A 15,095-nucleotide genomic window follows, 5' to 3' on the forward strand; every position below is an offset into this window, starting at 1 on the left:
TGATGAAAGATCATGCACCATGAGCCGCTCAGAACAGCCCGGTCGCTCCAGCAACTCCGCACCGTACGGGCAGTACGGACAGTCCGGTACGGGACGCCGCAGGCCGCCGACGATCCATGACGTGGCGCGCGAGGCCGGTCTCTCCCGCGGCACGGTCTCGCGGGTGCTCAACGGCGGCCACAACGTCAGCCCCGGCGCGCTGGAGGCGGTCAACGCCGCCATCCGCAAGACCGGGTACACCGTGAACCGGCACGCGCGCTCGCTGATCACCGGCCGGTCCGACTCGGTGGCGTTCCTGCTGACCGAGCCCCAGGAGCGGTTCTTCGAGGACCCGAATTTCAATGTGCTGCTGCGCGGCTGCACCACCGCGCTGGCCGCGCACGACATTCCGCTGATCCTGATGATCGCGGGCACGGAGGCGGAGCGCCGCAGGAACATGCGGTACATCGCCGGTCACGTGGACGGCGTCCTGCTGGTCTCCAGCCACTCCGGGGACCCGGTCTCCGCCCGGTTGCACGAGGCGGGGGTGCCGCTGGTGGCCTGCGGGAAGCCGCTCGGGCACCGTTCGAAGGTCAGCTACGTGGCGGCGGCCGACCGCGACGGCGCCCGCGAGATGGTCCGGTTCCTGTACGAGTCGGGGCGCCGGCGCATCGGTACGGTGAGCGGCCCCCTGGACACCCCGGGCGGGGTGGAGCGGCTCGCGGGCTACCGCGAGATGATCGCCGACTGCGGACTGCCGGCCGACGACGCGCTGATCGTCCCGGGCGACTACAGCCGGGCGGGCGGTCAGGCCGCCGCCTCCCTTCTCCTGGAGCGCGCGCCCGACGTGGACGCGGTGTTCGTGGCGTCCGACCTGATGGCCCAGGGGGTGCTCGCGGCGCTGGAGAAGGCGGGGCGGCGGGTGCCGGAGGACGTCGCCGTCGGCGGCTTCGACGACTCCCCCGCCGCGCTCGCCTCCCGCCCGGCACTGACGACGATCCGGCAGCCCTGGGACCGGATCAGCGCCGAGATGGTACGGGTGCTGCTGGCCCAGATCGGTGGGGAGGACCCGGCGGCGGTGATACTCCCCACGGAACTGGTGCGGCGCGAATCGGCGTGACGCCTGGTGTCACAGGGGCTGCACGGGTTACGCGTCCAGCGGCGCGTAGTCCGTGTAGCCCTTCGCGTCTCCGCCGAAGAAGGTGGTGGCGTCGGGGGTGTTGAAGGGGCCGCCGGCCTTGAGCCGGGCCGGCAGGTCCGGGTTGGCGAGGAACAGCGCACCGTAGGAGACGATGTCCGCGATCCCGTCGTCGATCACCGTGTGGTCCTCGGGACCCGTGGGGCCCTCGGTCAGCACGTTGAGGACGAAGGTGCCGGTGAACTGCTTGCGCAGCGCGAGCGTCAGTTCGCGGATCTCCACACCCTCCAGCACGTGCAGATACGCGAGGCCGAGCGGCTCGATCTCGCGGACCAGCGCGGTGTAGACGGCGTCCGGCGCGGGCTCCTCGATGCCGTTGTACGGGTTGGAGGGCGAGATGCGCAGCGCGGTGCGCTCCGGGCCGATCTCGGCGACGACGGCCTTGACCACCTCGACGGCGAAGCGGGTGCGGGCCTCATCGGAGCCGCCCCAGGCGTCCTCGCGCAGGTTGGTGTTGGGCGCGAGGAACTGGTGGATCAGGTAGCCGTTGGCCCCGTGCAGCTCGACGCCGTCGAACCCGGCCTCGACCGCGTTGCGTGCGGCGGTGGCGAAGTCCGCGACCGTGGCGCGGACTTCCGCGTCGGTCAGCTCATGGGGCTCCACGAAGTCCTTCGGACCCACGTGGGTGTAGACCTGGCCGGGAGCGGCGACCGGGGAGGGACCCACCGGCACCAGACCGTCCGGCAGGAGCACCGGGTGGCCGATCCGGCCCGAGTGCATGAGCTGGGCGAAGATCCGGCCGCCGGCCGCGTGCACGGAGTCGGTGACCTTGCGCCAGGACGCGATCTGCTCGGCGCTGTGGAGGCCGGGGGTGGAGGGGTAGCCCTGGCCCACGGGCGAGGGCTGGATGCCCTCGGTGATGATGAGCCCGGCCGAGGCCCGCTGCGTGTAGTACTCGGTGACGAGATCGGTGGCCGTGCCACCCTCGCCCGCCCGGCTGCGGGTCATCGGCGCCATGGCGATGCGGTTGGCGAGCTGCGTACCGGCGAGGTCGATGGGGTCGAACACGGTGGTCATAAAAGCTCCCAGGAATATGTGGCCGACCAATATTGGGTCGGCCAATCAATCGCTCCGCCGCCACTGTAGCGCAATGCTTGGCCGACCAAGGTAAAGTTTCCGGTAAGTGACCCGGGACCACACGGTCCGGCCGGACGCCACCCCGGGCACCACCCCCGAGGAGTCCCGATGAAGGCCGATTCCGCAGCCGCGGCAGACCCCGCCTGTACGGAGGGCCTGCTGCCCGAGGCCGCCCGCGGCGGCCCGGTCAGCCATGCCCTCTCGCGGGTAGCACGGCTGCACCGGATCGCGGCGGGCAAGCTGCTCAAGGGGCTCGGCCTCTACCCGGGCCAGGAGCACCTGATGATGCACCTGTGGGACTCCGGGGCCGTGCGTCAGTCGGACCTGATCAAGGCCATGGATCTCGACCCGTCGACGGTCACGAAGATGCTCCAGCGCCTGGAGCAGACGGGGCACGTCCGCCGCCGTCCCGACCCGGACGACCGCAGGGCGGTCCTGGTCGAGGCCACGGACGGCAGCTGCGGCCTGCTCACGGACGTACGGGAGGCGTGGGCGAACCTGGAGGAGCACACGCTCGTGGGGCTGGACCCCGCCGAGCGCGCGGAGCTGGCCCGGCTGCTGGGCAAGGTCGAGGAGAACCTCTGCCAGGAGACCGCCAACTGCCCCGAAAGGGCTTAGGGCCTGCCGTGCGGATCAGGCGGCCCCAGCCCGCTCGCTTCCTCCTCAGCCGCCCAGGACGTCCAGCGCCCGGTCCACGTCCGCTTCGGTGTTGTAGAGGTGGAAGGCCGCCCGCAGATTCCCGGCCCGGTCCGAGACCATGATCCCGGCCCTCGCCAACTCCGGGGTGCGCGCGCCGAGTCCGGGCACTGCGACGATCGCCGACGTGCCGGGCACCGGCTCGTGGCCGAGCGCCGCGAGGCCGCCGCTGAAGCGGGCGGCGAGTCCGGTGGCGTGGGCGTACAGGGCGTCGGTGCCGATCTCCGCCAGCAGCGCGAGGGAGTGCTCGGCCCCGTGGTACGCGAGGAACGCGGGCGGTTCGTCGAAGGCGCGTGCGGCGGAGGCGAGCCGCTGGACAGGGCCGTACGTGCTGTTCCACCGGTCCTCGGCGGAGACCCAGCCCGCGAAGAGCGGCGGCAGGGTGGCCTGCGCCTCCTCGGTCACCGTGAGGAAGGACGCGCCCCGGGGGCAGAGCAGGAACTTGAAGCCGCCGGTGACGGTGTAGTCGTAGGCTCCGGCGTCCAGCGGGAACCAGCCCGCGGACTGGGACGCGTCGAGCAGGGTCCGTGCGCCGTGCGCGGCTGCCGCCGCGCGGATGGCGTCGAGGTCGGCGACCCGGCCGTCGGCGGACTGGACGCAGGAGAAGGCCACGAGCCCGGTCTCCGGTCCCACCGCGTCGGCCAGCGCCTCCAGCGGGACGTACCGCATCCGCAGATCGCCTCGGAGTGCGAACGGACTGACGACGGAGCTGAACTCGCCCTCGGGAGCGAGGACTTCGGTCCCGGGCTTCAGGGAGGCCGCGACCAGCCCGACATGGACGGTGACCGAACCGCCGACGGCGACCCGGTCGGGGCCGACCCCGGCGAGCCCGGCGAAACCGGCCCGCGCCGCGTCCACCGCGTCGAAGCTGCCTGCCCCGGCCCGCGTGCCCGTGGCGTTCTCGTCGGCGAGGGCCTTGACGGCCTCCACGGTACGGCGGGGCAGCAGCCCGCAGCTGGACGTGTTGAGGTAGGTGGTCTCCTGAGCGAACTCCGCGGTGACCGCTTGGCTGAGCGTGATCGTCTGCATACGTCCAGCCTGGGCGCCCCTCAACTCATAGTCAATTACCAAGAGTTAAGGGGTGCACCCAAGGACTGCTTATGTGTACGGCTGTCGAGCGGGACGCTCAGGCGGGAACTCCGGGCTGCGGGACCTCGCAGGAGCCGTCCACGTCGCAGGCCGCGGCGTCCTCGCCGAGCGCGGTGAGGGCGGTGACTGGCCGGTCCTTCCACGCCTGCTCCAGAGCCTTGAGGAACACCTCTGACGGCTGGCCGCCGGAGATCCCGTACCGCCGGTCGAGCACGAAGAACGGGACACCGTTGGCACCCAGCTCGGCCGCCTCGCGCTCGTCGGCCCGGACGTCGTCCGCGTACGCGGAGGGGTCCGCGAGCACCGCACGGACCTCGTCCCGGTCGAGCCCCGCCTCGACGCCGAGTTCCACGAGGACGGCGTCGTCGAAGACCGAGCGCTCCTCGGCGAAGTTCGCCCGGTAGGCGAGGTTCAGCAGCTCGTCCTGACGTCCGCGTGCCTTGGCCAGGTGGAGCAGCCGGTGGATGTCGAAGGTGCTGCCGTGGTCGCGCCCCTCGCCGCGGTAGCCCAGACCCTCGCCCCGCGCGTTGGCCGCGACGTTGGCCTCCATGCCCTGCGCCTCTTCGCGGGTGCGCCCGTACTTCTGCGCCAGCATGTCGATCACCTGCGCGGTGTCGCCCTTGGCCCGTCCCGGGTCGAGCTCGAAGGAACGGTGCACCACCTCGACCTCGTCGCGGTGCGCGAACTCGGCCAGGCCCTTCTCGAAGCGGGCCTTCCCGATGTAGCACCACGGGCAGGCGATGTCGCTCCAGATCTCGACGCGCATGACTCTTCTTCTCTCCAGGATCTCGGCACCACGGACGCACGACGGAGGTAGCCTCCGCTATCCCCGTTCAACATTCAACGGCTCCGGCTGATTCCCCACGTCGAAGCAGAACGCCAGATGACTGCCCGCGCGGGGGCCGTCCGGGTCAGGGGTCCAGCCGTGGCGGGCGTAGAACGCCTGGGCGCGGGTGTTGTGCACGAACACCTCCAACCGGGCGGTCCGTACTCCGGCCATGCGCCAGGCATCGGTGCACGCGGTATGGAGGGCGGTGCCCACTCCCGTACGCCACTGGGAGGGCGAGACGTGGAGCTGGGACAGATACATGGAACCGTCGCGCTCGGCATAGGCCGCGATGCCTGCCAGGACCCCGGCGCGTTCGGCACAGAGCACGGTGGCGCCGGAACGGCCGATGGCGCGCGCCCAGCCGTCGCGGCTGCGGCCGACCTCGGCCGCTCCCTCGTACTCCTCGGACGGGAGGTGGCCCCGGTAATAGGTGGCACGTGCCTCGGTGTGCAGCCGGACGACGGCGTCGAGGTCGTCCGGTATGGCGGTACGGATCATGGTGAAGGGGACGCGCGGGCCCGGCCGGCGGTTGCCGCGCGAGGTGGCGGCCGGACGGAAGTGCGCCGCTGGTGCCCCGCTCAGGTGTAGCCGAGCATCATGCCCGCGCCGGTGAGCAGTGTTACGTACTGGAGGAAGAGAGCCCAGGCACGCGCCTGGGCGAAGGGCAGCCGTGCGCGGGGGCGGGCGGACGCCGCGACGCCGAACGCCGCGGTCGTCAGCGGCGCAGCTTGCGGTCCGTCAGTCCGGCGGGCCGGGGCGTCGGGTGTGGCCCGATACGGCCCGCCGACGCTGTGGGGTGGTTGTTCGAGGCATGGAGCCATTCCACCCTCCGGCCGGGGCCGGAGGGTGGGGACTGCTACTCAGCTCGTGTGAGTACGGGACCTATTCGCGGTGTCCGTCCACGCGGCGGGGCAGGCCCAGCGGGTTGGACTCGCGGAGTTCCGGCGGCAGCAGGGCGTCCGGGGTCGTCTGGTAGGTGACCGGGCGCAGCCAGCGTTCGATCGCCGTCGCGCCGACCGAGGTGGAGGTGGAGGTGGTCGCCGGGTACGGGCCGCCGTGGTGCTGGGCGGGGGCGACGGCGACACCGGTCGGCCAGCCGTTGACCAGGACGCGGCCGGCCAGCGGGGTGAGCGCGGCGAGGAGCCGTGCCGCGCTTTCGTCCGTCTCCTCGCCGGCCGTCTGGAGCGTGGCGGTGAGGTTGCCCGGGAGGCGGGAGAGGACCGCGGTGATCTCGTCCTCGGTCTCGTAGCGCGCGACCACGGTGACCGGGCCGAAGCACTCCTCCAGCAGGGCGTCGTGCGGGCCCTCCTCGGCCAGCCGCTGCGCCGGTACGGTCAGGAAGCCCGGGGAGACGGTGTGCTCGCTGCCCGCGCCCGGGGTGACGGGGGCCGTCACGTCCGGGAGTTCGGCCCGCTCCCGTACGCCCGCAACGAAGGCGTCACGCATGCGCTGGTCGAGCATGACCGCGGACTGGCTGTCGCTGACCACGTCGGTCAGGGACTTCAGGAGCTGGTCGCCCGTCCCGCCCGCCGGTACGAGGACGAAGCCGGGCTTCGTGCAGAACTGTCCCGCGCCCATGGTCATCGAGCCCGCGAGCCCGGCCCCGATCTGCTCGCCGCGCTCGGCGGCGGCGGCCTCGGTGACGACCACGGGGTTCAGGGAGCCGAGTTCGCCGTGGAACGGGATCGGGGTGGGCCGGGCCGCCGCCGCGTCGAACAGGGCGCGACCGCCCCGGATCGAGCCGGTGAAGCCGGCCGCCGAGACGAGGGGGTGCTTGACGAGCGCGACGCCCGCCCCGAAGCCGTGCACCAGGTTCACCACGTCCTCGGGCAGGCCGTTCCGCGCGGCGGCCCGGCGCAGTACGGAGGCGCAGAGTTCGGAGGTGGCGGGGTGGTCGGGGTGCGCCTTGACGACGACGGGGCAGCCCGCGGCGAGCGCGCTGGCCGTGTCGCCGCCGGGGACGGAGAAGGCGAGCGGGAAGTTGCTGGCCGCGTAGACGGCGACGACGCCGAGCGGGATCTTGTAGCGGCGCAGGTCCGGCCAGGGCGGAGTCCGGTCGGCGTCCTCGTGGTCGATGTGGATGTCGAGGAACGTGCCCTCGTCGACCACCTCGGCGAACGCCCTCAGCTGAGCCGCCGTGCGGGCGAGCTCACCGGTGAGCCGGGCCGGGCCGAGTGCCGTCTCGGCGTCGGCGGCCTCGATGACGTGCTCCCCGGCCTCCACGAGCAGATCGGCCGCGGTACGCAGGAACGCGGCGCGCACCGTGCGGTCGGCGAGCGAGCCGCGTACGGCGTGGGCGGCCCGGACCGCCCGGTCGACCTCCTCCGCTGTAGCCTCCACCGCAACCTGCTCACGCGGGTTCCCGGTTCGGGGGTCGACGCTCCAGACTGGTGCTGCTGCCACCGTGATTCCTTCCCGCTCCTCTACCGCACAACCAGGAGTTGTTCGGTATTCTGAACAGCGTTCCTGATCGTGAACTTATTGGGGACTCTATTTCCGGGCGATCAGTGTTGGCAAGAAGTCGCTGGGTTTTGCCGTGAAGGTTGGAAGGGGCGTAGGGCATGTCGGTTGCCGAGTCTGGTGGGGCGCAGGTCAAATCCGCGGTGCGGACGGTTGAGCTGCTCGAATACTTCGCGGGGCGCCCCGGTATGCACGCACTGGCCTCCGTGCAGGAGGCCGTCGGCTACCCGAAGTCCAGCCTCTACATGCTGCTGCGCACCCTGGTGGAGCTCGGCTGGGTGGAGACCGACGCAACGGGCACGCGGTACGGGATCGGCGTACGGGCCCTGCTCGTCGGCACCTCCTACATCGACGGCGACGAGGTCGTCGCCGCCGCCCGGCCCACCCTGGACCGGCTCTCCGACGACACCACGGAGACCATCCACCTGGCCCGCCTCGACGGGACGAACGTCGTCTATCTCGCCACCCGGCAGTCCCAGCACTATCTGCGCCCCTTCACCCGCGTCGGCCGCCGGCTGCCCGCCCACTCCACCTCGCTCGGCAAGGCCCTGCTGGCCACCCACAGCGACGAGCAGGTCCGCAAGCTGCTCCCGGAGACCCTGCCCGCGCTGACCGAGCACACGATCACCGACCGCGAGAAGCTCATCGAGGAGCTGAACGTCATCCGCGAGCAGGGCTACGCGGTGGACCGCGAGGAGAACACGCTCGGACTGCGCTGCTTCGGCATCGCGATCCCCTACCGGACCCCGGCGCGGGACGCGATCAGCTGCTCGGTGCCGGTGGCCCGGCTCACCCCGGGACACGAGCAGATGGTCAAGGACTCGCTCTTCGACGCCCGCGACCGGCTCACTCTCGCGACCCGCAGGCTCTGACCCGTGGACGTGACGCTGCGCGAGGTGCGGGACGGGGACCTGCCTCTCTTCTTCGCTTGCATGAGCGACCCGGAAGCCAACCGGGTCGCGGCCTTCACCAGCAAGGACCCCACCGACCGGGCCGCGTTCGACGCCCACTGGGCCCGTATCCGCGCGGCCGAGCACATACTCATGCGGACCGTCCTCGCCGACGGAGTCGTGGTGGGCAACACCGGGGTGTACGGGCCCCCGGACGACCGGCAGGTCACGTACTGGATCGACCGGGCCCACTGGGGCCGCGGTCTCGCGACCGCCGCCCTGCGCGCGCTGCTCGACCTCGTACCGGAGCGCCCGCTCCACGCACGGGCCGCCGCCGACAACCTCGGCTCGGTCCGGGTGCTGCGCAAGTGCGGGTTCGCCGTGACGGGGCGGGACCGCGGCTTCGCCGAGGCGCGCGGCGAGGAGACCGAAGAGCTGCTGCTGACCCTGGACGCCTGAGCCCCGTCCCGGGAGGCGAGGGCGGTCTCCGGCGAGGGCGGTCTCCGGGGACGAGGGCCGTCTCCGCCGCGCGGCGGAGACGGATCGTCGCCCAGCAGGACGTGCCCGGGAGCGCGGGCCGGAAGCGTGGGGGTCATGCCGAAGACACCGCTCGAACCCCGCCCCCAGTCCCCCGTCGCACCACCCGTCGCACCACCCGCCGGCCCCGGCCGGGCCCGCACCGTGCTCAGGAACATCGCGATCGCGTCCTGTGTGCCGTATCTGGCGCTCAAGGCGGCCTGGATCGCGGGCAGTCACCTGGGCATCCCGGACGGCAGCCCGCTCCTCGACCACCGCACCACGATGATCGTCGCCAACGGCGCGACCATCCTGATGGACGGATCGGTCGTCGTCATCGCCCTGCTCCTCACCCAGGCCCGCGGACGGCGCCTCCCCGCCTGGCTGATGGCCCTGCCGATGTGGATCGCGACCGGTCTGCTCCTGCCGATCATGACCGGCTTCCCGGTACAGCTCCTGGCCGGGCTCCTCGGCGGCGGGACACCGGCGACCGCCAACGCCGGCCGGCGCCCCTTCCTCGACGAATGGGTCTTCGGCGTCGTCTACACCGGCTTCATCGTCCAGGGGCTCGCGCTCGGCACCCTGTTCGTCCTCTACGCCAGGGACCGCTGGGGTCATCTCTGGCAGGGCGCCCTGCGCGACCTCCAGGACGGTCCCACGACGCCCGTCCTGCGCCTCGGCGCCGTGGTGGCGACCGTGATCGCCCTGGTGCCCGGCACGATGCACCTGCTGTGGGCCGCCGGCAGCACGGCCGCACTCAACCCGACCCGGATCGAGGAACGCACCAGCGGCTTCTACGCCCTCCAGGCGGTCGACGTGCTGTTCGTCGCCGCGACCGTCGCCGGGGTGCTGCTGCTCGCCTTCCGCCGCGGCGGCGGGCTCCCCCTCTGGGTCCCGCTCGCCCTGGCCTGGGGCGGCTCGGGCGCCCTGGCCTGCTGGGGCGGCTGGATGAGCGTCGCGTCGCTGACCGGGGCCCAGGAGACAGCCGACCAGCCCACCACCGGCATGGTCCTGCTCTACGCTGTGCAGATGCTGGTCGGGGCGCTGGTGGTCACTCAGGGTGCGTACTTCTTCGCGGAGCGGGCGGCGGCGGCGAAGCCGTCCGGCCCGCGCCCGTGACCCTCCTGTTCGGGCGGCGGGCCCGGCTGCGCTGGCTGCACCTGATCATCGGCGGCGCCCTGCTCATGCCGTACTTCCTCGTCGGCACGGTGATCGTCGGTTCGTACCGGGGCGGCGCCGACGTCTTCACCTCCCCCGCCGCCCAGCTGGCCGCGTTCCTGATCGCGCTGCCGATGGCCGCGGTCACCGGCCTCTTCCCGCTCGTCCGGCCCCTGTCGGTGGCCGCGGCCCGCGCCCTGTGCGACGTCCGCGCCGATCTGTTCGCCGACGGGCCGGCCAGGACCCGGCAGGCGAGGGTCCGGGCCGCGGGCTGGTTCACGCTGCATCTGGCGCTGGGCGGCATCATCAGCGGGCTGACCCTGGCGCTGACGCCGTACGCGGTGGCCGTCATGGTCGCCCCTCTCCTCGCCACGGGGCGCGACTCCCGGGCGCTGCTGCTGCCCGAGTCGCTGGACGGCCCCTGGTTCACGGCCCTGGCTCCGGTCGCCGGGATCGCGCTGCTGCTCGCGATGGCGGGCTGTGCGGCGGCGGCCGCGGCGCTCCTCGCCCGCCGGGCACCGGAGCTGCTGGGCCCCACCCCCGACGACCGGCTGGCCGCGGCCGAGCGCCGGGCCGCCGACCTGGCCGTACGCAACCGGCTCGCCCGGGAACTGCACGACTCCGTCGGCCATGCGCTCAGCGCGGTCACCCTGCAGGCCGGTGCGGCACGCAGGGTCCTGGACAGCGATACCGAGTTCGTACGGGAGGCGCTGACCGCGATCGAGGAGACCACCCGGCGTACGGTCGGTGAACTCGACTCCGTGCTCGGCCTGTTGCGGCAGGGCGAGGACGGTCCGCAGGGTCCGGCAGGCCCCGGCCTCGACGCGCTGGACGGACTGCTGGCGCACTGCGGGGTGCCCGTCTCGTACGTGGCGCGGGGCGATCCGGGTGCGGTCGCGGAGACCGTTTCGAGGGAGGCGTACCGGATCGTGCAGGAGGGGCTGAGCAACGCGCTGCGGCACGGCGCCGCCGGTGCGCCGGTGGAGCTGCGCATCGCGGTGCGCGACGAGGACCTGGAGATCACGATGGAGAACGCACTGCCCGAAGGGCCCCCGGTGGTGAGGCCGGGCGGAGGGCGCGGGCTGCGCGGTGTCGCCGAACGGGCCGTGCTGCTCGGCGGCCGTACCTGCGCGGGGCCCGGGAGCGGTGTGTGGCGGCTGAACGCCCGGCTTCCGCTGACGGGCCCGCCGGCCTCCGGAGAGGGGCGGCGATGAGTACGGCCATCCGGATCGTGGTCGCCGACGACGAACGCATGGTCCGTACGGCGCTGCGGGTGATCCTGGACGCCGAGGCCGGTCTGGAGGTCGTCGGCGAGGCGGCCACCGGCGCCGAGGCGGTGTCGGTCGTGCGCCGGCTACGCCCCGATGTGGTGCTCATGGACGTGCGGATGCCGGAGATCGACGGCATCCGGGCCACCGAACAGATCCTCGGCACGCTCGACCCGCCGCCGCGGATCGTCGTCGTCACCACCTTCGAGAACGACTCCTATGTGTACGACGCGCTGCGCGCCGGAGCCGCGGGCTTTCTGCTGAAACGGGCCGCTGCCGAGGAGCTGGTCCAGGCGGTGCGGCTGGTCGCCCGCAGTGATTCGCTGCTGTTCCCCGCCGCGGTCCGTGGACTGGCGGACCGGTACGGCAGGCAGAAGGTGTCCGCGGCGCCGCCCTGGGTGGCGCGGCTCACCGAGCGGGAGGCGGAGGTGCTGCGGCTGATGGCGGCCGGCCTGACCAACGCGGAGATCGCCGGACGGCTGCGGGTGGGGCCGGCGACGGCCAAGTCCCATGTGGCGGCCGTGCTCGCGAAGACGGGTGCCCGCGACCGTACACAGGCGGTGATCGCGGCGTACGAATCGGGTTTCATCACCCCCGGCTGACCTGCCGTTTCGACGGGTGCGGGGCGCGTGAGAAAAGGGTGAGAAGGGGCACAGACGGGAACGTCCCGCCCGGCCCCGCTCGTCCCCCCAGCAGGATGAACAAGACGATCAGGCGTGCGTCGGTCTTCTGTCTGCTGATGGTTCTCGCCCTGCTGGTGCGGGCGACCTGGGTGCAGGCGTACGAGGCCCGGGCGCTCGCGGACGACGAGCACAACCGGCGGAACACCATCGCGCAGTACGCGCAGCCGCTCGGTGACATCATCGTGGCCGGTTCCCCGGTCACCGGATCGAAGAGGACGAGCGGCGGCGATCTTCAGTACAAGCGCACCTACACGCAGGGCGAGCTCTACGCGGCGGTCACCGGCTACAGCTCGCAGGCGTACGGGGCGACCCAGCTCGAAGGCATCTACAGCGATGTCCTCGACGGCACCGACGACCGGCTGAAGAACCCGGCCGATGTGATCACCGGCAGGCAGACCGCGCCGGGCAGTGTCCTGACGACGATCGACCCGGACGTCCAGAAGGCCGCCTTCGAGGCGCTGGGCGACGACAAGGGCGCCGCCGTCGCCATGGACCCGGAGACCGGCCGGATCCTGGGCATGGTCTCCTCCCCCTCGTACGATCCCTCCGGCATCAGCGGGACGGCGGACGGCGACGCCTGGCAGGAACTGCTGGACGACAAGGACAAGCCACTGGTCAACCGGGCGCTGCGGCAGCCCCTCGCGCCGGGTTCGACGTTCAAGCTGGTGGTCGCGGCGGCGGCGCTGGAGGGCGGTCTGTACGGCTCCGTCGACGAGCCGACGGACAGCCCCGATCCGTACACGCTGCCCGGGACCACGACGGTCCTGAAGAACGAGAGCTCCACCGCCCCCTGCGAGAACGCGACCCTGCGCACCGCGCTCAAGTACTCCTGCAACACGGTGTTCGCAAAGGCCGCCGCGGATCTCGGCCAGGACAAGGTGAAGGCGATGGCGGACCGCTTCGGCTTCGACACCAAGGAGCTGGACGTACCGGTGCGGGCCTCGGAGAGCGTCTACCCGACCGGTATGGACAAGGCGCAGACGGCGCTGACGGGCATCGGCCAGTTCGAGGTGACCGCCACTCCGATGCAGATGGCCATGGTCTCCGCGGCCCTCGCCAACGGCGGCGAGCTGGCGGCCCCGCACATGGTCTCCCAGGTGACGGACGAGAACGGGGCCACGCTGGAGGAGTTCCCGGACGGGGACACCGAGCGCGTCGTGTCCGGGTCGACGGCCGAGCAGCTGCGCAGCGCGATGGTCACCGTCGTCGAGGAGGGCACCGGCACGAACGCGCGGATCCCCGGGGCCGAGGTCGGCGGCAAGACGGGCACCGCGCAGAACGGCGTGGACAACAGCAACACTCCGTACGCCTGGTTCACCTCGTACGCGAAGGACGGCTCCACCGGCAAGGAGGTCGCGGTCGCCGTGGTCGTCGAGGACTCGGGCTCGGCCCGGTCCGAGGTCAGCGGCAACGGTCTCGCGGCGCCGATCGCCCAGAAGATGATGAAGGCGGCGCTGGAGGGGTGAGCGCGGCACCGGCACCGCCTGACGGGCGGTGCCGGTGCCGGTTCGGTTACTTCACTCCGAGCAGCTGCTCGATCGGGTCGATGGCGAAGTACACCGCGAACAGCACCGAGGTGCCCCACAGCAGCCAGTGCACCTCGCGGGCCTTGCCGAGGAACGCCTTGATGACGACATACGCGATGAAGCCGGCGCCGATGCCATTGGTGATGGAGTACGTGAACGGCATCACGGCGATGGTCAGGAAGGCCGGGATGGCCACCTCGAAACGGTCCCAGTCGATGTGCTTGACCTGGGTCATCATCAGGAAGCCGACCGCGACCAGCGCCGGCGCCGCGGCCTGCATCGGCACCATGGTCAGGACCGGGGTGAGGAAGAGGGCGAGCGTGAACAGGCCGCCGGTGACCAGGTTGGCGAATCCGGTGCGCGCACCCTCGCCGACGCCCGCGGCCGACTCGATGTAGGTCGTGGCGGAAGAAGCGGAGGCTGCGCCGCCCGCGACGGCGGCCGCGCCGTCGATGAGCAGCACCCGGCCCAGGCCCGGGACCTGGCCACGCTCGTCGAGCAGGCCGGCCTCGGCCGTGACGCCGACGACGGTGCCCATGGTGTCGAAGAAGTCCGACAGGATCAGGGTGAAGACCAGGAGCACCACGGTCAGCACGCTCACCTGCCCGAAGGAGCCGAACAGGTCGAAGTTGCCGAGGAGCCCGAAGTCCGGCGAGGCGACGATCTCGTCAGGTACCTGGGGCACAGTCAGACCCCAGGACTTGACCTCGGCGAACTCGTTGACCACCACGGCGACCACGGTCATCAGGACGATGCTGATGAGGATCGCACCCTTGACCTTGCGCGCGAGCAGCACGATCGTCAGAAGCAACCCGGCGCAGAAGACCAGCATGGGCCAGCCGCTCAGCGTGCCGGTGCCGAGCTGGACCGGCACGGTGGTCTGAGCGACATCCGGGATGCGTGTGACGAAGCCGGCGTCGACGAAGCCGATGAAAGCGATGAACAGGCCGATGCCAACGCTGATGGCTTGCTTGAGCGGCTGCGGAATGGCGTGCATCACCGCCTCTCGCAGACCCGTCAGGACGAGAACGCAGATCAGCAGGCCCTCAAGCACGATGAGGCCCATCGCGTCGTCCCAGCTCATGAGAGGCGCGATCTGGAAGGCAACGACGGCGTTGAGTCCGAGCCCGGCCGCCAGAGCCAACGGCAGATTGCCGCCCACACCCATGATCACTGTCATCACGGCGGCCACCAGAGCCGTGGCCGTGACGAGTTGGACCGCATCGAGCTGGTCGCCGAACTTGTCCTTGGCGCTGCCCAGGATGATCGGGTTGAGGACAAGGATGTACGCCATCGTGAAGAACGTGGCGAAGCCGCCGCGTATCTCCGTTGCGTACGTCGAACCGCGCTCCGTTATGCGGAAGTAGCGGTCCACCGCCGATCCGGATCCCCCCGCGGGCGGTCTGGCAGAATCCGCCTTGCCGGTCGCGCTGGTCTGCATGGTTTCTCCTGTGGTTACGGATGAGGTGCGAGGTCCCGCACCCCTGCGCCGTCGCACGGCACGGAGGAGTCGACACCCTTGTGGGATACGCCGATTGCCGCACGGCGGGCGTCGGAAACGAACACACACGCGACAGGCGTGTGCGGATCATACGCGCGGAGGATTCGTAGATTTCCCCACAGGCGCGGCCGGTCAGGCGATCAGAGCGTTACGGGATGCCGCATTCCAGAGCCTCGCCTTGTCATTTCCTACAGAATCAAGCGGGCGCATTCCTATGAAATCCGG

15 protein-coding genes are annotated in these 15,095 nt (G+C 71.5%); 8 read left to right on the forward strand and 7 right to left on the reverse strand.

The features are described from left to right. Nucleotides 1–19: 19 nt before the first annotated feature. Nucleotides 20–1,099: a LacI family DNA-binding transcriptional regulator gene (locus ACFWSK_RS10145; RefSeq protein ID WP_383783416.1), complete on the forward strand. Its 1,080-nt coding sequence runs from the start codon at nt 20–22 to the stop codon at nt 1,097–1,099. Nucleotides 1,100–1,126: 27 nt separating this feature from the next. Here the strand turns inward: ACFWSK_RS10145 and ACFWSK_RS10150 are convergent, their stop codons facing one another. Further along, complete coding sequence (locus ACFWSK_RS10150) at nt 1,127–2,194, reverse strand: alkene reductase (RefSeq protein ID WP_383783417.1); 1,068 nt, start codon at nt 2,192–2,194, stop codon at nt 1,127–1,129. 168 nt (nt 2,195–2,362) lie between these two features. Here ACFWSK_RS10150 and ACFWSK_RS10155 point away from each other — a divergent pair, with 168 nt between their 5' ends. Continuing rightward, the gene (locus tag ACFWSK_RS10155; protein ID WP_383783418.1) at nt 2,363–2,872 is read left to right on the forward strand and encodes a MarR family winged helix-turn-helix transcriptional regulator; all 510 of its coding nucleotides are present in this window, start codon (nt 2,363–2,365) and stop codon (nt 2,870–2,872) included. A 45-nt stretch (nt 2,873–2,917) separates the two neighbouring features. Here ACFWSK_RS10155 and ACFWSK_RS10160 read toward each other — a convergent pair whose 3' ends face one another. From ACFWSK_RS10160 to ACFWSK_RS10180, 5 genes are all read right to left on the reverse strand, one after another. Next, nucleotides 2,918–3,979, reverse strand: a complete 1,062-nt coding sequence (locus ACFWSK_RS10160; protein WP_383783419.1) for an aminotransferase class V-fold PLP-dependent enzyme — start codon at nt 3,977–3,979, stop codon at nt 2,918–2,920. A gap of 97 nt (nt 3,980–4,076) precedes the next feature. Further along, nucleotides 4,077–4,805: a DsbA family oxidoreductase gene (locus tag ACFWSK_RS10165; protein WP_383783420.1), complete on the reverse strand. Its 729-nt coding sequence runs from the start codon at nt 4,803–4,805 to the stop codon at nt 4,077–4,079. A gap of 57 nt (nt 4,806–4,862) precedes the next feature. Beyond that, complete coding sequence (locus tag ACFWSK_RS10170) at nt 4,863–5,366, reverse strand: GNAT family N-acetyltransferase (RefSeq protein WP_383783421.1); 504 nt, start codon at nt 5,364–5,366, stop codon at nt 4,863–4,865. A gap of 80 nt (nt 5,367–5,446) precedes the next feature. Then, nucleotides 5,447–5,689, reverse strand: a complete 243-nt coding sequence (locus ACFWSK_RS10175) for a hypothetical protein (RefSeq protein ID WP_383783422.1) — start codon at nt 5,687–5,689, stop codon at nt 5,447–5,449. Between the two features lie 61 nt (nt 5,690–5,750). Next, nucleotides 5,751–7,271, reverse strand: coding sequence for an aldehyde dehydrogenase (NADP(+)) (locus ACFWSK_RS10180; RefSeq protein WP_383783423.1), 1,521 nt, complete (start codon nt 7,269–7,271; stop codon nt 5,751–5,753). A gap of 158 nt (nt 7,272–7,429) precedes the next feature. Here ACFWSK_RS10180 and ACFWSK_RS10185 point away from each other — a divergent pair, with 158 nt between their 5' ends. From ACFWSK_RS10185 to ACFWSK_RS10210, 6 genes are all read left to right on the forward strand, one after another. Beyond that, complete coding sequence (locus ACFWSK_RS10185; protein WP_383783424.1) at nt 7,430–8,200, forward strand: IclR family transcriptional regulator; 771 nt, start codon at nt 7,430–7,432, stop codon at nt 8,198–8,200. Nucleotides 8,201–8,203: 3 nt separating this feature from the next. Then, complete coding sequence (locus ACFWSK_RS10190; RefSeq protein ID WP_383783425.1) at nt 8,204–8,677, forward strand: GNAT family N-acetyltransferase; 474 nt, start codon at nt 8,204–8,206, stop codon at nt 8,675–8,677. A 135-nt stretch (nt 8,678–8,812) separates the two neighbouring features. After that, nucleotides 8,813–9,853: a hypothetical protein gene (locus ACFWSK_RS10195; RefSeq protein WP_383783426.1), complete on the forward strand. Its 1,041-nt coding sequence runs from the start codon at nt 8,813–8,815 to the stop codon at nt 9,851–9,853. Next, complete coding sequence (locus tag ACFWSK_RS10200) at nt 9,850–11,106, forward strand: sensor histidine kinase (protein ID WP_383783427.1); 1,257 nt, start codon at nt 9,850–9,852, stop codon at nt 11,104–11,106. The genes ACFWSK_RS10195 and ACFWSK_RS10200 overlap by 4 nt, the downstream gene beginning before the upstream one ends. Next, nucleotides 11,103–11,762 carry a response regulator gene (locus ACFWSK_RS10205; protein WP_383783428.1) on the forward strand — a complete coding sequence of 220 codons (660 nt, stop codon included), beginning with the start codon at nt 11,103–11,105 and terminating at the stop codon, nt 11,760–11,762. Before ACFWSK_RS10200 ends, ACFWSK_RS10205 begins: the two co-directional genes overlap by 4 nt. A gap of 95 nt (nt 11,763–11,857) precedes the next feature. Further along, nucleotides 11,858–13,309, forward strand: coding sequence for a peptidoglycan D,D-transpeptidase FtsI family protein (locus ACFWSK_RS10210; protein WP_383783429.1), 1,452 nt, complete (start codon nt 11,858–11,860; stop codon nt 13,307–13,309). Nucleotides 13,310–13,355: 46 nt separating this feature from the next. On the opposite strand, the gene ACFWSK_RS10215 is transcribed toward ACFWSK_RS10210, so the two are convergent. Further along, complete coding sequence (locus ACFWSK_RS10215) at nt 13,356–14,810, reverse strand: NCS2 family permease (RefSeq protein ID WP_383783430.1); 1,455 nt, start codon at nt 14,808–14,810, stop codon at nt 13,356–13,358. Between the last annotated feature and the right edge of the window lie 285 nt (nt 14,811–15,095).

It is taken from the genome of Streptomyces sp. NPDC058620, assembly GCF_042717135.1.
Classification (GTDB): domain Bacteria; phylum Actinomycetota; class Actinomycetes; order Streptomycetales; family Streptomycetaceae; genus Streptomyces.